General features: G+C 48.5%; 19 protein-coding genes and 1 tRNA gene. 13 read left to right on the forward strand and 7 right to left on the reverse strand.

Annotation, left to right across the window (positions count from 1 at the left end; all coding sequences use genetic code 11):
* Window positions 1-58 precede the first annotated feature (58 nt).
* The 3 genes from dnaJ (at window position 59) to NWF04_03475 (ending at window position 2,207) form a co-directional block, all read left to right on the forward strand.
* The gene (dnaJ, locus tag NWF04_03465) at window positions 59-1,195 is read left to right on the forward strand and encodes a molecular chaperone DnaJ (GenBank protein ID MCW4005642.1); all 1,137 of its coding nucleotides are present in this window, start codon (window positions 59-61) and stop codon (window positions 1,193-1,195) included.
* Between the two features lie 156 nt (window positions 1,196-1,351).
* On the forward strand, window positions 1,352-1,711 hold the full coding sequence (locus tag NWF04_03470; protein ID MCW4005643.1) for a hypothetical protein: 360 nt from the start codon (window positions 1,352-1,354) through the stop codon (window positions 1,709-1,711).
* Window positions 1,712-1,823: 112 nt separating this feature from the next.
* Entirely contained in the window at window positions 1,824-2,207 is a 384-nt protein-coding gene (locus NWF04_03475; GenBank protein ID MCW4005644.1) for a zinc-ribbon domain-containing protein, read from the forward strand.
* A 130-nt stretch (window positions 2,208-2,337) separates the two neighbouring features.
* On the opposite strand, the gene NWF04_03480 is transcribed toward NWF04_03475, so the two are convergent.
* Both NWF04_03480 and NWF04_03485 read right to left on the reverse strand, forming a co-directional pair.
* Entirely contained in the window at window positions 2,338-2,937 is a 600-nt protein-coding gene (locus NWF04_03480) for a FumA C-terminus/TtdB family hydratase beta subunit (protein MCW4005645.1), read from the reverse strand.
* Window positions 2,938-3,849, reverse strand: coding sequence for a fumarate hydratase (locus NWF04_03485; GenBank protein MCW4005646.1), 912 nt, complete (start codon window positions 3,847-3,849; stop codon window positions 2,938-2,940). It abuts the gene before it with no gap.
* 170 nt (window positions 3,850-4,019) lie between these two features.
* Between NWF04_03485 and radA the strand changes: the two genes are divergently transcribed.
* Together radA and NWF04_03495 are read left to right on the forward strand one after the other, a co-directional pair.
* A complete protein-coding gene (gene radA, locus NWF04_03490) occupies window positions 4,020-5,072 on the forward strand; it encodes a DNA repair and recombination protein RadA (GenBank protein MCW4005647.1) in 1,053 nt (350 codons plus the stop codon).
* Between the two features lie 2 nt (window positions 5,073-5,074).
* On the forward strand, window positions 5,075-5,554 hold the full coding sequence (locus NWF04_03495; GenBank protein MCW4005648.1) for a hypothetical protein: 480 nt from the start codon (window positions 5,075-5,077) through the stop codon (window positions 5,552-5,554).
* 22 nt (window positions 5,555-5,576) lie between these two features.
* Here the strand turns inward: NWF04_03495 and NWF04_03500 are convergent, their stop codons facing one another.
* Window positions 5,577-5,930, reverse strand: coding sequence for a hypothetical protein (locus tag NWF04_03500; GenBank protein ID MCW4005649.1), 354 nt, complete (start codon window positions 5,928-5,930; stop codon window positions 5,577-5,579).
* Window positions 5,931-6,166: 236 nt separating this feature from the next.
* Between NWF04_03500 and NWF04_03505 the strand changes: the two genes are divergently transcribed.
* The 3 genes from NWF04_03505 (at window position 6,167) to NWF04_03515 (ending at window position 9,961) form a co-directional block, all read left to right on the forward strand.
* Window positions 6,167-7,690 (forward strand): phenylalanine--tRNA ligase subunit alpha, encoded by a 1,524-nt coding sequence (locus NWF04_03505; protein ID MCW4005650.1) that lies wholly within the window; start codon window positions 6,167-6,169, stop codon window positions 7,688-7,690.
* Between the two features lie 3 nt (window positions 7,691-7,693).
* A complete protein-coding gene (gene pheT / locus NWF04_03510) occupies window positions 7,694-9,382 on the forward strand; it encodes a phenylalanine--tRNA ligase subunit beta (protein ID MCW4005651.1) in 1,689 nt (562 codons plus the stop codon).
* A 279-nt stretch (window positions 9,383-9,661) separates the two neighbouring features.
* Window positions 9,662-9,961: a hypothetical protein gene (locus NWF04_03515; protein MCW4005652.1), complete on the forward strand. Its 300-nt coding sequence runs from the start codon at window positions 9,662-9,664 to the stop codon at window positions 9,959-9,961.
* A 219-nt stretch (window positions 9,962-10,180) separates the two neighbouring features.
* Here the strand turns inward: NWF04_03515 and NWF04_03520 are convergent, their stop codons facing one another.
* The 3 genes from NWF04_03520 to NWF04_03530 all read right to left on the reverse strand — a co-directional run bounded on the left by NWF04_03520 (window position 10,181) and on the right by NWF04_03530 (window position 11,447).
* Window positions 10,181-10,762 (reverse strand): hypothetical protein, encoded by a 582-nt coding sequence (locus NWF04_03520; GenBank protein MCW4005653.1) that lies wholly within the window; start codon window positions 10,760-10,762, stop codon window positions 10,181-10,183.
* 225 nt (window positions 10,763-10,987) lie between these two features.
* A complete protein-coding gene (locus NWF04_03525; GenBank protein ID MCW4005654.1) occupies window positions 10,988-11,122 on the reverse strand; it encodes a hypothetical protein in 135 nt (44 codons plus the stop codon).
* A 115-nt stretch (window positions 11,123-11,237) separates the two neighbouring features.
* Window positions 11,238-11,447 (reverse strand): hypothetical protein, encoded by a 210-nt coding sequence (locus NWF04_03530; GenBank protein ID MCW4005655.1) that lies wholly within the window; start codon window positions 11,445-11,447, stop codon window positions 11,238-11,240.
* 147 nt (window positions 11,448-11,594) lie between these two features.
* Here NWF04_03530 and NWF04_03535 point away from each other — a divergent pair, with 147 nt between their 5' ends.
* The gene (locus NWF04_03535; GenBank protein ID MCW4005656.1) at window positions 11,595-12,836 is read left to right on the forward strand and encodes a glycosyltransferase family 4 protein; all 1,242 of its coding nucleotides are present in this window, start codon (window positions 11,595-11,597) and stop codon (window positions 12,834-12,836) included.
* Between the two features lie 33 nt (window positions 12,837-12,869).
* Here NWF04_03535 and NWF04_03540 read toward each other — a convergent pair whose 3' ends face one another.
* Entirely contained in the window at window positions 12,870-13,832 is a 963-nt protein-coding gene (locus tag NWF04_03540; protein ID MCW4005657.1) for a 6-phosphofructokinase, read from the reverse strand.
* Window positions 13,833-13,943: 111 nt separating this feature from the next.
* Here NWF04_03540 and NWF04_03545 point away from each other — a divergent pair, with 111 nt between their 5' ends.
* The 4 genes from NWF04_03545 to NWF04_03560 all read left to right on the forward strand — a co-directional run bounded on the left by NWF04_03545 (window position 13,944) and on the right by NWF04_03560 (window position 19,564).
* Complete coding sequence (locus NWF04_03545) at window positions 13,944-14,264, forward strand: divalent-cation tolerance protein CutA (GenBank protein MCW4005658.1); 321 nt, start codon at window positions 13,944-13,946, stop codon at window positions 14,262-14,264.
* 195 nt (window positions 14,265-14,459) lie between these two features.
* The gene (locus NWF04_03550; protein ID MCW4005659.1) at window positions 14,460-14,768 is read left to right on the forward strand and encodes a hypothetical protein; all 309 of its coding nucleotides are present in this window, start codon (window positions 14,460-14,462) and stop codon (window positions 14,766-14,768) included.
* Between the two features lie 187 nt (window positions 14,769-14,955).
* The gene (locus NWF04_03555; protein MCW4005660.1) at window positions 14,956-19,314 is read left to right on the forward strand and encodes an AAA domain-containing protein; all 4,359 of its coding nucleotides are present in this window, start codon (window positions 14,956-14,958) and stop codon (window positions 19,312-19,314) included.
* 174 nt (window positions 19,315-19,488) lie between these two features.
* Window positions 19,489-19,564 (forward strand) — tRNA-His (locus tag NWF04_03560).
* The last annotated feature ends 85 nt before the right edge of the window (window positions 19,565-19,649 follow it).

Raw genomic sequence — 19,649 nt, forward strand, 5'->3', positions numbered from 1 at the left:
ACAGCGAAACAGTTTTCTCCCACCTTTTCTACTCTTTTCTTTTTAACGGTTGTCGCTTATGTCTGAAAAACCTGACTATTATGAGGTTCTTGGTGTATCCAAAGAAGCCAGTAAGGACGAGATTAAAGATTCGTACCGCAAGTTGGCGATGCAGTATCACCCAGACCGAAACAAGACGCCTGAAGCTGAAGAAAAATTCAAGGCAATCAGCGAAGCCTACGCAGTGTTATCTGACGACCAAAAACGCCGACAATACGACACCTTAGGACACGCAGGTTTTGACCAACGCTACAGCGAAGAAGACATCTTCCGAGGCGCAGACTTCGACACCATATTCCGCGACATAGGCGGCGGCGGATTTGGCGACATATTCCGAACCATCTTTGGCGGCGGCGGATTTGGAGGCTTTGGCGGCTACGGACAACAACCCAACCGTGGACAAGACCTACTCTACGAAATGAACATAACCCTAGAAGAAGCCTACACGGGAACCCAAAAAGCCATAGAAATTCCCCGAACCGAAAGCTGCGATGTCTGCGGTGGCTCAGGCGCGGAAGCTGGAACCCAACCTAAAATCTGTCAACATTGCGGCGGCTCAGGCAGAATCCAGCAGACAAGGCAAAGCATGTTTGGCATGTTCATGCAAGTAACCGCCTGTCCAGAATGCCGCGGAAAAGGCAAAATCATCGAAAAACCCTGCAAAACCTGCCGCGGGTCAGGATTAACCAGAAAACGCCGCAGTATTACCGTAACCATCCCCGCAGGCATCGACGAGGGTTATCAGCTGCGGTTGCGTGGCGAAGGAGACAGAGCAAACAACGGCGGCGAACCAGGCGATTTGTACGTGATGGTTCATGTTGTTCCCCACAAAGAGTTTGTCCGAAACGGCGATAACCTGCATTACTTATTGATGCTGGGGTATCCGCAGCTTGCGTTAGGAACCGAAGTTGAAGTGCCCACATTGGAGGAGCCCGCGAAGCTAAAAATCAACCCTGGAACACAGGTTGGCGAAGTCTTGAAAGTCAGAGGCAAAGGCATGCCCCGATTCAGAAGCTACGGCAAAGGAGACCTACTCGTACAAGTCGGCATCGAAATTCCCAAAAAAATCTCAACCCAAGAACGCAAACTCCTCGAACAACTAGCCCAAGAAACAGACCAAAAAGTCAAAAACAAAGGACACAAATTCATCTTCTAAACCACACCCACATCTATCCGCTAACTTCCAGCTTGCACGTTGTTGGTTTTTGCAGTTTCTTGTATCCAGCAGCCAACGTAGCTGTTGTTGTTTCACAAGTTTTTTAAACTAACACAGGCATAACTATTGTTAACTTTTAAAGGAGGAAAAATTTGTATGGTAGATACTGTTGCAATACTTGTAGGTTTAATTGCGAACGTTATTGTGTTGTCTCCTGTTTTGTGGCTGTCAGGGCGGGCGCTGGTTGGCACTGATAAAGCAAAATTCATGGATGCCATATGGATTGTTGTTTTAGGCTCGGTTATCGGCGCGGTTTTCCAGTTTGCTGCGCTGGGGCTGGTCGGCACAATCATTATGGTCATTGTTTGGCTAGCGCTGATTAAGCACTTCTTTGACTCAAGCTGGCTAATGGCACTTGCAATAGCAATCATAGCCATAATCATCTACATCGTAATCGTCGCTGTCCTTGCCGTGCTGTTTGGCGTCGCCTTACTCGGAGCAGGCTTCTTCCTGTAAACCTAAACCCTTCGAACCCAACCCCCTTCTTTTTTATTTTGCTCAACCCACCACAACCGGATGGACGCAAAGCTTAAATTTTCAACATTTGAACCCTTTTTCTGTGACCACTATGGCTTATTGTAGCGCCTGTGGCGTCCAACTCCCCGAAGACGCCCTATTCTGCCCTAAATGCGGCAAAAAAGTAACCCCCACACCCGAAAACACAGCCACCCCCTCAGACGAAATGCGCGAAGCCCTAACCAAAATGAGCGCCGAAATGGAGAAAGCCTTCAACATAGCAGCCAAACAAATCCAAGACGCCTTCAAAACCGCCAAAGAAAACGTCCAAAAAAACATAAAAGAACCCCAAATCTGCCCCAACTGCCAACAAAAAAACCTCTCCACCGCCCTATACTGTGCTAAATGCGGACAAAGACTCCCCGAAAAACAAACCCGCACAACTAAAACAAAAGACAACAACACCGACAAAACAAAAGACAACAACACAACCTAAACATCAACCACAAGCCCCTCCTCACCAACCTATTAGCTGCCTATTAGTCGGCAAATTTTAATTGTATGCAGAAACGATAGGGGGAGGGGGGTCTACTCAGCTTTTTCTGTGTTGGTTTTGTGCAAGGGGGTTAGAGGTGTAGTTTTTTGTAGGCTTGTTTTTGGTTTTCGTGGGTTTTTTGCGTGACTTGGGCGAATAGGCTGTTTTTGTGGGTGTCCATGGCGACGGTTAGGGGACCAAACTCATGGGTTTGCAGTATCCACAGGGCTTCGGGCATTCCTAAATCCAGCCATTTTACGGCTTTGACCTGTTTTATGGCTTGAGCCGCCAGAACCGCCGCGCCCCCAGTAAATGCACAGTAAATTGCGCCGACCCGACTTAGCGCCTGCAAGGTCTGCTCTCCCATGCCGCCTTTTCCGATAATGACGCGGGGCTTGAAAGTGTCAAGGAATTGGGGTTCCACGCTTTCTAGTCGGGTGCTAGTTGTTGGACCCGCAGCCACCGCCTCCCAGCCCTCACCAACCCGACGCATAACCGGACCACAATGAAAAACCGCCGCCCCCCGCAAATCCACAGGCAACAACTTCCCAGCATCAGCCCAAGCTAAAGCACGCCTATGCGCCTGGTCACGAGCCGTAACAACCAACCCCGACAAATACACAACATCATTAACCCGTAGCTTGCGCACGTCAGCTTCAGAAACAGGCGTCCTAAACCGAAAAACCGCCATTTACCGCGCACCCACCTGTTTATGTGTTAGGTATTCTACGGTGCCGTCGGGGTTTATGTGTGCGGTTGCGCGTCTGCAAGCCCAGCAGCTAAACGCCACTGCCACAGGATACGACGCAGGATGCCTAAACGCGTAATCCACGTGCACTCCCAAAACGGTGGTTTTGCCGCCTAAACCCATGGGACCAACGCCAAGAAGATTAACCGCCTCGAGGAGTTCTTTTTCTAATGCTGCCGCCTGCGGATTCGTGGAAACTGTGTCGAGGGGTCGTAGCAGCGTTTTTTTGGCGAGTTCCATTGCCGTGTCTGCGGCGCCGCCAAATGCCACGCCTAAAATCGTGGGGGGACAAGGTTTAGCGCCTGCGTTAACTACAGCGTCGATTACGAAACGTTTTACGCCGTTTATGCCTTCGCGGGGGTTAAGCATGCCCAAGACGCAGACGTTTTCAGAGCCGCCGCCCTTTGGCATAACTGTAACCTCCAAGCCATCGCCTGGAACGATTTCCCAGTGAATTAACGGCAATCCCCGCCCTGTGTTGTCGCCGCTGTTTTTCTGAGTAAACGGCTCTACTGCGTTAGGACGCAAAGGAACCTGCACGGTAGCTTTTTGCACCGCCCGCTCAAGCGCTGCCTTTACTTGGCTCAAATCCGCAACACCTTCGCCTGCGCGAACATAAAACGTCAACGTACCCGTATCCTGACAAATCGGCGCCCCACGCGCCTTCGCCAACTCCACATTATCCAAAATCGCCTTCAACTGCACCATAGCAACCTCACTGGTTTCCTTCGCGTAAGCTTTCTTCAAAGCCGCCAAAACATCATCAGGCAAACAAACAACCGCCTGCCTAATCAACTCAAAAGCAACAGACTCCAACAACTCACAAACAATCCCCAACACAACAACCTCATTCATGCAGCCTAACAACCTTCTCTATAGCAAATTGTACTTATACCTTAGCATACCCCCAGGCAACAAAGAAGCGGTTCACTTCAACAGTACTCTCTCCCCGCATCAGAGGATTCTGATTTAGAAGTCTTTTAAATACGGCTTGTTACAATGCTACCAAGAGAACGTGAATAGTCATGACTGAAGATGCAGAACAATTCGACGAAACCGAAGAAGTCGAAGAAGAGGAAGAAGAAATCGAAGAGGAAACCAAACCAAAGTACCAGTTCATTGAGGATATACCTGGTGTTGGTCCTGCTACTTCGAAGAAACTCAGTGATTTAGGCTACCACACCGTTGAGTCCTTGGCTATGGCGACCATCCGCGAATTAGGACCCGTGGGAGTTAGCGAGAAGAAGGCGTTTCAGATTATTGAAGCCGCCCGCTCGGCAATGGGCATCAATTTCATACGTGCAGACGAGCTCTACAAGATGCGCAAAAAAGTGTTGCGGCTAACGTCGGGCAGCAAAGCCATAGACCGCATGATAGCTGGGGGCTTGGAAACCCAGACCATAACCGAGTTCTACGGCGAATACGGCAGCGGCAAAAGCCAGTTCTGCCATCAGCTTTGCGTAAACGTCCAGTTACCCCCGGAACGCGGAGGTCTTGGCGGCGGCGCACTCTATATAGATACCGAGAACACTTTTCGATTAGAGCGTATCATCCAGATGTCGGAGCATTTAGATCTTGACCCTGAAGAAGCCGTCAAAAAAATCATATACGCCGAAGCATTCACCTCGGATCATCAGATGTTTTTGCTGGAAAACGCCGACCAAATCATCAAAGACAACAACATCAAGCTCATCGTAATTGACTCGCTAACGTCACATTTTCGCAGCGAATACGTAGGACGCGAAATGCTCGCATCTAGGCAACAAAAACTCAACAAACACATGCACAAACTCACGTCGCTGTCGCGCGCGTTTAACGCAGTAGCCGTAGTAACCAATCAGGTCATGGCAAAACCCGACGTGTTCTTCGGAGACGCAATACACCCAATCGGCGGGCACATTGTAGGTCACACCAGCCAAACCCGCATTTACCTGCGCAAAGCCTCGCATGGACCCATACGCATCGCACGACTCGTCTCCAGCCCGTACCTGCCTGAGGGAGAGGAAATCCTTAAAGTCACGGAAAACGGTATAGAAGATGTGACTGAGGAGGAAAAAGCCTCCAAACGTGGTCGTTAAACATGCCTGTACCCCAAACTTTAGTAACACGGTACTTCCAGCTCCTTGTGGGCAGACAATTCACCGAAGCCGAACGCGAACTAGAACGCCTCAAACAGAAAATGCAACGTACCGAATGGAACCGCGGTTACTACCGCGCCCTTAAGGGCATATACCTCTCACGTAAAAGCAGCAACGACAACTACTCCTTTTTATCTAAACTTGACTTCACCGACAAGCCTGCCCTGCACGAGTACAGACGCGAGTTCTTTGACGAAACACACAGCAGCTTGCACGCAGATTTTGACCGCGGCTTTTTCTCTGCGTGGGCGGATTGCATGCGGGTTATTTCCCGAATGGAAATTGAAGCGCCTGCGCCAAAGGTCAAGGCACCCGCGAAAGCGGCTCAGAAAGATGAAGAGGCTCCGCTGCTGGAAACAACTAAAGATGACAAAAGCCAAGTGACCATGGCGAATTTTGTGAAAAAGAAAGCTAAAGCCTAAAGCCACTTTTTTTGTGAGAGCTTTAGATTATTGCTGCTGGTGCGGCTTCTATGGGTCCGATGCCTATTGTCAGCGTCAACACCCACACTAGAAGCCATGTGAAGAAGTAAATGAAAATGCCCATAGTCATAATTTTTGATTGCTTCTCTATCTTTGAAGCGTAACGCGCTTTCATCAAGTAGTAGCCTACAAGGTAAATGAGCAACGCTACGGTTATGCCGTTAAGAAGCGTGTTAGTTGACCCCTCGCCCAGCACCTGCTCTTGGATGGTTACACCACTCATCATTTCCCAAACATAAGAAACAGCCGTGCTAACCAAACCTGCCGCTGCACCCAATCCAACTCTAGTCCAGTAAATCTTTGTCAACACATTCAACTTGGTTCCGTCCTATTAACGCTGCTTTAGCATCTAAATTAACCTGTCTACCTAATAAATTGTTGCCAACTTCTAACGCTGAACCACAAAAACACGCACACTTCAACTTAAAAACAACCCCCAAACAAGCTACATGCAAGCCGTCGAAAAACAAAAGCAGAGATTATGGCAGGGTTTTTATAAATACGGCAAAGTACATTACTCAGACGCACTGATTTAGGCAAAGGGAACAGCTGATGGTGGATCTTAGGGAAAACGAAGTTCGGATACTTACGGCTCTTGCAGAGTTGGGCGGCAAGGTTTCTGTGGAGCAGCTTATGGCGAAATGTGAGCTTTCAGATGCCGCGGTTATGCGTTCAGCATTAATTTTACAGGAAAACAACCTTGCACAAATCCACGCCAACCCCCAAACCAAACTTAAACTAACCAGCGAAGGCACCCTCCACGCACAAAACGGCTTACCCGAACGCCGCATAATCAAAGCTGTCCTTGAGTCAGGCGGCAACGCAACACTTGAGCAGGCTGCAGAGAAGGTGGGGCTGGAGCAGCAGTTTGCCAAAATCGCTTTAGGTTGGACGCAACGCAAAAAATGGGCAACCTTTGACTCGAAGACCTCAACGTTGCAGGTAACGGTCGACCCCGAAGAGGGCACCGACGAAAAACTCCTCAAGTTACTGTGCAGCCAAGAGGAAACCGACCTGAATCAGCTTGACCCCGCAATGCAGTCAGCTGTTGAGGCGCTAAAAAAGCGCAAAGCCTTAACCGTAGAAGAGAAAACCCAACGCACCCTCGAAATCACCTCTGAAGGCAAAACCGCCCTCGAAACAGGTGCCATAAACTTGGCGGCAGGGCAAAAAGAAATCACCCAGCTGACCCCCGAGCTTATCATCAAAGGCGAATGGAAAAACGCCAAATTCCAAACTTACAACATCCAAGCGCCCGTAGCACGAATCTGGCCTGGCAAGAAGCATCCGTACCTGAGCTTTTTAGATGAGGTTCGCGAGAAACTGGTGCAGCTTGGCTTCAACGAAATGGTCGGCACCAGCGTGGAGCTATCATTCTTCAATTTCGACGCACTCTACACGCCGCAGGATCATCCCGCCCGCGAATTAGACGGCATTTACCGCATTAAGCAGCCTGAGCATGGCGACATTTCAGCGTACACGGAGGCGGTGCAGCGGGTCAAGCAGACCCATGAGAACGGCGGCGACACAGGGTCAATTGGCTGGGGCTCCACATACACTACACAAGAAGCGCAGCGGCTCATACTCCGTGGACACGGCACCTGCCTAAGCGCCCGCACCCTGCTAACCAAGAACCCCAAAATCCCAAGCAAACATTTCAGCATTGCCCGCGTTTACCGCCCAGAAGTTGTCGACAAGACCCATCTAAGCGAATTCAACCAAGTCGAAGGCATAGTCATCGACGAAAACCTAACGCTTAAAGACCTGCTGGGCGTGCTGGGCAAATTCGCCAAGGAAATCGCGGGCGCAGACAAAATCCGCTTCAGACCCGACTATTTCCCGTTCACTGAACCCAGCGTGGAGCTAAGCGCCTACAAAAAAGGGTACGGCTGGATAGAATTTGGCGGCTCAGGCATCTTTCGCCCCGAAGTAACCCAACCGCTGGGCATCAAAACGCCCGTAATTGCATGGGGTCTAGGCGTGGACCGTTTGTTTATGATGCGTGCGGGTGTGGAGGATATTCGCAGTATATTTAGCCAAGATTTGGATTGGCTTAGGAAAAAACAGGTGGCTTAACGTATGCCGACAATTGATGTAGACTTGAACGAGTTTGAAAGGCTTCTTGGGAAAGCATACAATGGCGATTTGGAAGAAATCGATGAGTTGCTGTCTTTGGTGAAAAGCGAAATCAAAGGCTACAACAAACAAGACAACACCCTAAACATCGAAGTCAAAGACACCAACCGCCCCGACCTATGGAGCGTAGAAGGACTAACCCGAGCCCTACGCGGCTTCCTAGACCTCACAAAAGGCGCCAAAACATACAACCTTGCAAAAGCCCTTATCGACGTTAACGTTGACCCAAAACTTGAGGCAATTCGCCCCTTCATCGGATGCGCCATAATCAAAAACGTAGCACTTACAGACACGATTATCCGCGGGCTCATGCAGCTTCAAGACAAACTGCACAAAACCTACGGACGCAACAGGCAAAAAACCTCAATTGGACTCTACGATTTTGACCTGATTACGCCGCCTCTAAGCTACCAAGCAGTTAACCCCGACAAAATCAGTTTCGTGCCGTTGGGTTTCACCGAAAAACTCAGTTTAAACCAGATTCTCGATGAGCACCCAAAAGGGCAAGAATACGCCCACATAATCAACAAGCACAGCAGCTACCCCATATTGATGGACGCAAACAAAAACGTGCTCTCCTTCCCGCCTATCATCAACTCGAATGACATAGGCAAAGTCACCGAGCAAACCAAGAACCTGCTCGTAGAAGTCACGGGAACCCAACAGCAAATCGTGCTTAACACTTTGAACTTAGTAGTGCTCTCTGTTCTCGACGAAAACGGACAAGCCTACGCAGCCAACATACACTACCCCAACAAAGACAAACAGGTTACGCCCGACTTTGCAGGCAGACAAGTAGAGCTAAACGTGGAGTACACGAACAAGATTTTGGGGATGCAGTTTACGGGCAAACAAATTGCTCAGTTGCTGCAGACCGCGGGGTTTGACATTAAACAGGTGGATGACCGTGTCGTCATGGTTTTGGTGCCCTGTTATCGTGTTGATATTATGCATCAAATTGACTTGGTGGAGGATGTTGCAGTGGCTTATGGATATAACAACATCGAAGCTGTTTGGAAGGAGCTTGCGACAACGGGTTCTGCTGCGCCCCAACAACACCTGATAAACACCGCCCGCGACTTGATGGCGGGGTCAGGCTACCAAGAAGTCCTCAACTACACCCTAACCAACCCCGACAACCTATTCACCAAAATGAACCATCCAAAAACCGCCACCGTTGACCTGCTCAACCCAAAAATCGTAACCATGACTTGCCTGCGAAACTGGCTCCTGCCCAGCCTCATGGAGTTCTTAAGCAACAACCAATCCGTCGAGTTCCCCCACAAAATCTTTGAACTAGGAAAAATCACCCTACCTGACCCAACCGCCGAAACCAAAACCCACGACAAAAACAGTCTTGCCGCCGCAACCTGCCACCCCACCGCAGGATTTAGCGAAATCAAAGCTTGCTTAGATGCTTTCTTTTTGAATCTGGGCGTGACCTGGCAAATCAAACCCGCCAAGCACCCAAGCTTCATCGAAGGACGCGTGGGAACGGTTCTGGTAGACGGAAAAGAAGTCGGCGTAGTAGGTGAAATCCATCCGCAGGTGTTAACCGCGTGGAAGCTGGAGAATCCTGTTGCCGCTTTTGAAGTGGACATGGAGCAGATTGAGAGGTTGAAGACGGCTTAGTCGGATGCTGAGTTGGATTTTGTTATGCAGCTTTGCAGTGTTTAGTAACACTTCTACCGTAAAAATGGACGACATGTTTGAGTTGGTGTGTACAGAATACACATTATTCTTGTAAAACTTTTTGTGTGTTTGTACGAAAGTGTACATTTTAACGTAATAACTACTCTTTCCAGACGCACAGCAAACGTCAAGCGCATTTGTTTCGCATATACCCACATGTTATGAACCCTTAAAATCCACCATTGATAGGGATATTTTGATGGGGTAGGACGCGAGAACATGGTACAAGTAAAGTATAGTGAAGAGAAGTTACGGGAATTGCATAAACGGGTTGTTGAAGACCCAAACAAGACTGTTCTCGAGAAGAGCCGCATTGTTTGTCCAGTTTGTGGCAAGAAAATTTTGATGATTCCGACTTTGCGCGTTATGAATGTTGCAATTGAAAACCACGTGGGTTTTCATAAAAAACAGTTAACTACTGACCCCATAAAAGTTCGCCAAACCGCCATCTTTGTCAGGCTTTGCCTAATGGAACAAGTCCTACAGCAAACCAACAAAACACACTTTTTCTACTCATAAATTTTTTCTGCTTGGTTAGTGTATGTGAGAGGGTGAGTCATTGTTTGTTGGCTACCACGGGCCAATCCGTCATCGAGGAGAAAGGAGAAGGCTTCGAGAACGGAAAAATATTGCATTGGCTCTGGTTTGCCCTCAACCTCAACACCCTCCATATCACATCACAAGACTTAAGATAACAATATATAAAAGGATTGCGCATTTTTAATAATGATGCGCCGTTTAGGAGCGGGTTAGTTGTCCTTCTATGATTTTTTGTTCGGAGATTTCGAGTTGTTTGCTTATCCAGGCTTTTAGGAGTGTTGCGGTTTTTGGTGTGTCGCCGTTGAAGGTGATTAGTTGGCTGTTTTTTATGGCTTCTGCTTGGAATGTTTGTTCGGTTTTGTCGTATGTGAAAGAGACGGTTTGAGCTTGGGCTGCTATGCCTTGGAAGTCTTCCCATTGTTTGCATCTTACGAGCAACGGCATGTTAGCGGGCAAGCTGGGACAGCTTGTTTGAGCTGAAACTGGCGCCACGTTTGACTGGGCGCTAGCAAAAACTGGATTTGAAGACGAAACCTGCTGCAGAGGAGGTCTTGCTGCAAAATGCGTAATGATATTGCTCATGTCACCTTGAAGCCCCGTTATTTTTGCTTCAATTTTCTCGACTTTATCATTTAGTTCTCCGGCTTCACCGATCTGGTTTGCAACTGAGCCCAATTCACCAACAAGTTTGTCTAGGTCTTTTTCGTGCTCTTTAAGAACATTAATGATGAAGTCAATGGCCTCCAAGGCTTCATCTTTTGGTGGTGTTTTCTCCGTCATTATTGTTCAGTCCTCACAACGCCTACTATAAAGCCAAGTCTAAATAAAGCTAACGAATCCAAACAATATATCAACACACAGTTGCCTATGTCAGTATTTAGAATCTGGCTTGTCCCTTCATAAACAACAGCATCTGCACTACCAAAACAAAGCTTCCCGTCCCACATAAAGGCTTGTCTGTACAACACAAATACACACAAAAAACACCGTCAAAAAACTTGGCGTTTAGAAACTGGCTACGCCTTTTTTCTCGCTAAAATCATACCATGACCATGCTGCATCAATTATGCTCTCTGCATAACCACACTTCGAAAGAAGCTCCTTGAATTCTTTCTTAGCCTCCGTATACAGCACATCCACTACGCAAAACTCAAAAATCAAACTTAAACGTTACGAACCCAAAATACATAGAAAATATATGTTGTCTTTTGACGCTTAAAACGTCAAAAACGGTTTTTAATCTGGCGGTTCTGCTTTACGATTGGGGGTTGGGTTTGTTTTGGTTTGAGGCGAGGTCGCGCAGGTTTTGCACGGGTGAATCTGCTGTGTAGCCTTGTTGGGCTTGGGTTTTTTCGCGGTATTTTGTTTCAGAGATTTTGGCTTTGCATTCTTTGGGGCTAAATTCTACGCTGGCTTCTAGTTTGCGTATGGCTCTGCCGATTCTGCGTTGACCTTTCGTAACCATAATTGAGCACTTAGTAACTGTATACGCTTGCTTGCCTTATACGTTTAGCCCAAAACTTCCCGCAAAACCTTTTTTGGCTAAAAAGTGGGCTGGAGCGAATCTATAAAAGCATTAAGCAACACCTGAATACGTGGAGACGTTTGCGTTTTGAGGATTGCTTTTTTTGTCTGGGAGTACCCACCTGCGTTGGTAGGCGGTTTAGGAACTTATGCAGAATACATAACACAAGAGTACGTTGAAATCGGGCATGACGTATCAGTTTTCACCTTAAACCCAGGGGGTTTGAAAACCCGCGAAATCCTGCGGGGCGTGGAAGTTCACCGTCCCGTGATTGCTGATGCAAGCAGCGTTTTCCCGTTTTTTGTTGTAGACGACCTTAAGAAATGGGGAACCAACATCAAACTTTTCAACGACATATTCATCTACAACGTCCTGAGCGCAACCAAATTCCTCAATAACCTGATAAAAAAAGAGAGATACCATTTTGATGTAGTCTGCGTACATGACTGGCTAAGCAGCATCGCAGGTCTTGTCATCAAGAATGACTCCAAAATCCCCGTGGTTTTCCACACTCACAGCACCGAATGGGGAAGAAGCGGCGGACACGGCTCCGAAGTAGTAAGCCACTTCGAAAACGCCATGGCGCAAAAAGCCAACCGCGTAATAACCGTTAGCCACGCAATGCAACAAGACCTCATACAGCATGGCTGGCCGTCCTCAAAAATCAGTGTAGTCTGGAACGGCGTTGACACTAACCGTTATGACCCAAACAAAGTCAGCAAAAACGCCGTGGCAGCTCTGCGTGAAAGCTACGGCATACCAGAAGACTGGAACATGATACTTTTCGTTGGCAGACTCACATGGGTAAAGGGAGTACGAAATATCCTGCAAGCCATGCCCGCCGTACTCAAAGAGCACCCCAAAACCAAACTTGTCATACTAGGAAAAGGCGAAGAACAAAGTGACATAACAGAAACCGCCGAACGCCTAAACATCAAAGACAACGTAGTCTACCGCTTCGACTTCGTCCTCGAGCAGCAACGCATCTTGCACTACGCCGCCTGCGACCTATGCGTCTTCCCCAGCTTGTATGAACCCTTTGGCATAGTTAGCCTAGAAGCTATGGCTATGGAAAAACCCGTAGTCGTAGGAGCAAGAGGCGTCGTGGGTTTCAAAGAGCAAGTCGTAAATTCAGGCGAAGACCAAAACGGCGTCCACGTCAACGGCGAAGACCCAGTCGACATTGCATGGGGCATTGGAGAGGTTCTGCGTGACCCCGATCAAGCCAAAGAATGGGGCAAAAACGGACGCAAACGAGTCTTGGAAATCTTTACGTGGAGAAAAGTAGCCGACGAAACCCTGAAAATCTACGAATCCCTGCTCCGCTAAACCCTCAACCAAAAAAAGAAGCAAGGTGTTGGGTTATGTGGATAGCATTTCTGCGAGTTTTATCAAATCAGGGTTGAGTTGCTTGGAGTTGCCAGCGGATTCCTCTAAGGGGATGTTTGAGACTTTGCCGTTTTGCATGCCCACCACTTTGTTTGCTTTTCCCTGCAACAGCAAATCAACTGCTTTTTCTGCAAACAAACTGGCTAAGAGCCTGCTTCGTGCAGTTGGGCTGCCGCCTCTTTGGACGTAACCCAGTATGGTCAGTCTCACTTCGGAGCCTGTTTGTTTTTCGATATCATGAGCGACTTTGTTGACTTTGCCGCATCCCTCTGCAGCCACCACTATGCCCGCTCTTTTTCCTTTAAGCGCGTTGGCTTTTAGGGTGCTAACCACAGCTTCGATGTTGCAGCGGTGCTCAGGAACCAGTATAACTTCAGCGCCTACGCTTATCCCCACCGTCAACGCCAAGAATCCACGTTGACGACCCATGACTTCTACTATGAATATGCGTTCGTGAGAGATCGCGGTGTCGCGGATTTTGTCAATTTCTGCCACGCCAGTGTTGACTGCGGTGTCAAATCCTATGGTTTCGTCTGTGCCGTAGACGTCGTTGTCTATGGTTGCTGGAAGCGCGACCATTTGTGTGCTACAGTACTTGGTTAAGTCTAATGCACCACGAATTGAGCCGTCTCCGCCAATCACGACTAAGCCTTCTACGCCGTTTTGCTCCAAAGTCTGGGCTGCCTTCTTGAGTCCCGCCTCGGTTTTGAATGGGGGACAACGCGCCGTATGCAAAATAGTGCCGCCCAACTGCACAATTCCTCCAACGTTGCGCGGATTCAACTGCCTGAAATTGTTTTCGAGGAGTCCTCCCCAGCCGCGTTCAAAACCTAAAACCTGCAAGTCCTTTGAGTGCGCAATACGGGTAACTGCACGAATAGCAGCATTCATACCTGGCGCATCCCCACCAGTCGTAACAATACCAATAGTCTTCAACAGCTCAACGCCTCCAATAGAAGTACACAACATACTATTAAAAAACAAACCGCACAAAAACCCGCCACAAATCTTTTCTTCTTTGCTAACTGTCAATAGTTGGTGGAAACAGTGCAAACAGCCTACATAGTTGTGCTTGTTACAACAAACAGTAAATCTGAAGCGAAAAACATAGCCCAAAAGCTGCTTGAGGAAAAGCTGATTGCCTGCGCTAATGTGGTTGGTCCTGTTTCGTCTTATTTCCGCTGGAACGGCAAAATTGACCATGAAGAGGAGTTCTTGGTTTTAATGAAGTCGCGCCAAGACTTGTTTGAATCCATATCGGCAAGGGTTAAAGCTTTGCATAGTTATAAGGTCCCTGAGGTTATTGCTTTGCCTGTTGTTGCGGGCGAAAAAGCATACCTTGCATGGCTGAATGAGTCGCTGGATTAGCGATTTAGGCGATTGCATTTTGTGGAAACGGTTTCTAGCTACTAAAATTACGTGGTTTTTTATGCGTAATAGTGAAAATTGACGTGTGTTTCTGGCTTGTTTGTTGCCTGTTGTGGCAGGTATGTGTTTACAAACCTTTTAAGATACATACCCCTCTAAATTAAGAATCACTACTTCAGAGGGAGGTGAAAAAGATTGGTTAATGTCACCAGCTATCACATTCTCATTTACGGAAGCGAAAAAGGTTACCAAACAAACCGTGCTCAGATACAGCTCAAAAGCGGCAGTAAAGTCGTAGCTTGGATACGATTCAACGACCCAGGCATGGCTTTTGAAGCAGACAGCAACACAAACGGCATAATCAGGATGCACCTACCTTCATCTATGTTCCACAGCATAGTTGACATCCTGCGCAACGAAAAACCCATAAACATCTACTTCGCCCAAGGACGCGGCTTCTTTGGAACTGGAACCTCCGAGCCAGTAGGCGAAGGAGAACAGTAAAAACCGCGCCCAAACAAGGGAACATGATACGTTCCTTTCCCCTTTTTACAAAAACCCCTTCAGATTGTAAGCGGTTTTCATGTGGGCGGCGGATTTGGTAATGTCTTTAAAGCTTGGTTGGAGTAAATAGGGGTAAATTGTTGTCTAACTTAATTGGTGCTGCTTTGTAAGATGGGGGAATCACAGTTTGAGGGATGAGGATTACTTGAAGGATTCAGTTACGCCTAAAACCATAGGCGAGTTGCCTACGTTGGCTGCTTCAGGCATAGCAGAGTACATCAGGTTTAATTGTTGCCCGCGTTTTTTCAAGTTAAAACTTGACAAGACCGACGAGCACAGCCGCAACTGGCAAAAAGCCTTCAAACCCGTAAGCCCCCTGCTGTTTAGCACAGGAAAAGCCCTTGAAGAACAAAAAATCGCCGAACTAAAAGACAAAGCCACCCAATACTACGATTTCAGCAAGAAATACGACCCGCGCCACATCGGCTGGAGAAGCGCATGGAAAAACTCGTTACGTGAGTTAACCGCGGTCATCGAAAACCAGCTCGCAAACGCTGACCCCAACGGCGCGCCTGTACTGCTGTATCAAGTTCCCATGATAGGACGCATAGGCGTTTGGGAGGTTCCAGGCATCGCCGATTTAATTGGCGTCTGGCCTTGCGGGGATGGAAAAGTTCGAGTTAGGATTTTTGAGTTAAAATCGTCTTGGAAGGAGCAAACTGCCCACCGCATCCAAGTTGCAATTTACGTGATGCTTCTTTCAGGAGAGCTTGCCGATTTAGCTTCCAAAATCGAGTTTGAGGGCGGCGTCATAAACAAGGAAACGGATTTGACGAATCTGTCTGCTTCGTGCCTGCCACGGTTTAAGCTGGACCCGTTGATTCAGGACGTGGAGAGGCTTTTGTGCGAAAACGGCGAGCTAAACCGCATTCACCAGACCCCGCTTTCAGAGGTGGAGTATCAGCTTTGCTGGAGATGCGACAACTGCGGTTTTAACGAGTTTTGCATAATTGACGCCGTAGAAGCCGAAAGCATCGCATTGCTAAACCTAAGCAGGGGCGAACAAAACACGCTCAAAAACTACGGGATAAAGCAGCTAGAAGATTTGGCGCGGTTAAAAGCTGTGCCCAACGCCAGTGCCCTGCGCCCGTACGATTTCAAAGGAACCCGCGCTGTAGACAAAGAAAAAGTCAGCTTGCTAACTACTGACCCTGTGGTGGGCTCCAAAATCGACGGCATAATCGAACGCTCACAGTTTATGCTGGGAGGAATCCGCCCCAACAGCCCCTTTGCCCTCAAAAGCCGCTGTATGCCCTGGATTCCAGGAACAGGCTACGGAAGCTTGCCTGAAGATAGCCCCGCCACGGCGGATTGGCAGCTCTCGTTTATGCCTGATGGCATGATTAGAGTGTACTTGTTTGTTGAATGGGACTACATGCTTGATGTTATCTCGTTAATCAGTGCACGGGTAAGCTGCACCAAGTACCGTGGCGAAACCGTGAGCGTCTCCAAAATCATCAAACGCCTGCCCGACGAGCACAAAGAAGGCTTAGACGAAGAAAAAAATCTGCTCGAAGCATTCTTCAAAGACCTAACCGACGCCATAACCAAAATAGCCGTCGACATCGAAAGCCCCGAAGAAGCACCAATTCACCTGTACTTTTTTAGCCGCTATGAACGCGATATTTTGATGGAGGCAGTTCGCAGGCAACCTTCGCTGATAAGCGCAAAAGCCGTTAGGGACTTGCTGGGGCTTAGGCAAGCTATAGACCAGCCGATGTTTTCTATAATCCAAGACGAAGTGCAGCACCGAAAAGCTCTCAAATACCACAGCTCAGGACTCCTACCCATACTCGAGCAAACCCCTTATTTTGACAGACAAAAATGGAGAGCCAAACGCAAAGACGACTCATCCGCTGACCTCAACTTGATCTTCCACGACGGCTTCTTCAACTACATCCGCCCCTACAGCCGCAACCCAAACGGAACAATTCATTTCATCGAAGGCATCGACAGATTAAACCAAAAAGAAGGGTTTTATCCTGCGCGGGCACGTTTTGGAAACCAGATTCCAATCGAGTACGTTTGGGGCGCCAAGGGGCGACTGGATACTTATGATGAGGGGGGCAAACATGCGAATGCTTTGCTTGAGAGACGCAAATGGTGTGACTATGCCAAGACGCGGCGCATAACCGACGAAGAGCTCACGTTAATGGGTGAGAAGCTCTGTCTTGTTTTGGAGCATATTGAACGGTTCTTGTCCATACGTAACAGGCGTCTAGGAAAAAAACCCATAAACATCCCCAAAATCGCCGAGTTCTCATTAGGACCTGCAACGTTGGAGCGCAGCTGCAGGGAATTTTTGGACCTGGAGTACTTTGCTAAACGCCAAGACCTCTACCAGCATTACGCCCTGATGCCTAACCAACGCGTAGCCTCAGGCAGATCAGTTATTTTCGAATGCACCAACGTCTTTGAATCCGAACGTGACTTCACGGTGCAAGGCAAACTGCTCTACGAGGGCATCGGGTTGCCCAAAGCAGACTGCGTAGCCAACGCCTGCCGAGTTAAAGGCTCTGACGGTTCAAGCTCAGGCGACTGGATGGTCATCACCGAACTGCGCCGCAACGAACACGGACTCTTCGAAGAAGCCCACGAACGCGCTCCCTCAAAAGTCGCAAACTCCGCACGTGTAATCATAAACAAAGTCGACTTGAAAAAGTCCAAAATCACCGTCAAAGTCGTCACATGGCCCAGCGGCAGAGGCAGCAAATATCTTCCATGGCATAACCTGCCAACAACTGACCCGCAGAAAGCCCAAACCAAACGAGGCATGCAACTCTTTGAGGCGGGACGATTCTACATTGTGGATGAGTTAGCTGATGATATTTTGTCTGAACGTGCAGCTAGGTGTTTGGATTACGCTAAAACAAATGCGTTGTACTGTTTGCTTGAAGAGTTTTTGACTGGAAAACCCTGTACCGGCACGCACAAACCATTGCCCAAGCAGGCTGCTGAATGCTTCCTAAGCTGGATTGATACAGGAGAGTTCCCGCCAAATCCCGAGCAGCGACGCTTCATCGACAAAGTTTTTGACGAAGAACCCATCGTTATGCTGCAAGGACCCCCAGGAACAGGCAAAACCCAAACATTGCAGCTAACGCTCTTAGCGCATGTTGCGGCACACAGGGCAGTTTCCAACTGCAGAGTCCTAATGGTCGCGCCCACACACAAAGCAATCCAAGAATTCGTCAGCAAACTCTCCCTGTCATGGAGGCAATACCACAACGCAGGCGGACACGACCTTGACGACCTCAAAATCTACCGCGTCCTAAGCAACGACGTCTCCATGGTCAACGCCCTCGAAGGCGTAACGTATGTCAACTACAACGAAGACGAAAAAGCCGTAGAAGAACTAACCCGCTGCCTCATGAACCAAACAACGCTGTCGTCAGAAGCAGCCGATAACCCACGGTTCCCATTAGTGCTATGCGTGACGCCGCCGGGTTTGTATGGGTTGATGAAGAAAATTGGCGGTTTGGAGCCTCCTTGGAGTGAGGGCTTTTTCGATTTGCTCATAGTTGATGAAGCCAGCATGATGCGCGTACCCGAACTCATTCTCTCGGGTTCTTTCCTAAGCAAAAGCAGCCAAATTCTCGTAGCAGGCGACCACCGACAACTCCCACCCATCCAAACACATAACTGGGAAAAAGAAGACCGCCGAACCCTCGAAGAAATGGCTTCGTTCTTATCCGCTATGGATTTTCTGCGGCTGCTACGAAATGAGGATTTGGGAAACGACCGCATAACACGTCCACCTAACGCCAACATACCCGCTGAGCGCCTATGCGAGAGCCACCGTTGCCACAGAGTAGTTGCCGAGTTCTTACGTGAGTGGGTTTACGAGAAAGACAAAATCGAGTTTCATTCGTGGCAGGAGCAGACCTTGGAGGCGTTGGAGCCGCAGACAGAAGGGTTGCAGGCGGTTTTGGAGCCAGAGAACGTTTTTGTTTTGATTGTGCATGATGAAGCGCAGAGTTTTCAGTCCAACTTGGTGGAAGCGTTAATCGCCGACTCGTTGGTTCGCCACGTAAACCCCGACTCGGTTGGGGTAATTACGCCGCATAACGCCCAAAAAGGACTGCTAAAAAACATGCTCGCAGACGGCTACGCAGACGTCCGAGTTGACACCGTTGAACGCTACCAAGGCGGCGAAGCAGACTTTATCATCATATCCACCACCGTCAGCGACCCCGACTACATCCGAACCGAAAGCGACTTCCTACTCAACCTAAACCGCATAAACGTCGCCATCTCACGCATGAAAAAGAAAATCGTCATCATAGCCAGCCGCAGCATCTTCGAATTCATGCCTGGAGACGCCAAAGACTACGACAAAGCCATCCTATGGCGCGGCATCGCCCAAACCGTCGGCTTCACAGCCAAATCAGCCCCCACATGGAAAGGCACCCTACAAGATTTCCTTGGACATGAAACTAATTCCGACCCAAACATTGAAGTCTACACCAAAAACAGCAACCCCTAACCCCAACCCTGCGGCAACTTATATTAAGCAACAAAAGCAGAATTCAAAAGCATCCACCGCCATTGCAGAGGACAACTTTATAATCTGCGCCGTTAACACGGATAGAAGAAGCAACCAACTTTCAGTCACGCTTTAACCCTCTAAACGGTAAAAGCTCATGTGACCTAACGCGTGGCCGGGGTGATGTAGCTTGGCAGCATAGAGGCCTGTGGAGCCTTTTGCCTGGGTTCAAATCCCAGCCCCGGCCCCATCTTTGTTGCAGTTTTGTTGTGTGTTTGGTTTGTTATGGCATGAGCTTTAAATCGGTCTGTTTGCTTTGTTTTGTTGTCGACCGT

Source organism: Candidatus Bathyarchaeota archaeon (genome assembly GCA_026014465.1).
GTDB lineage: Archaea > Thermoproteota > Bathyarchaeia > Bathyarchaeales > Bathycorpusculaceae > JADGNF01.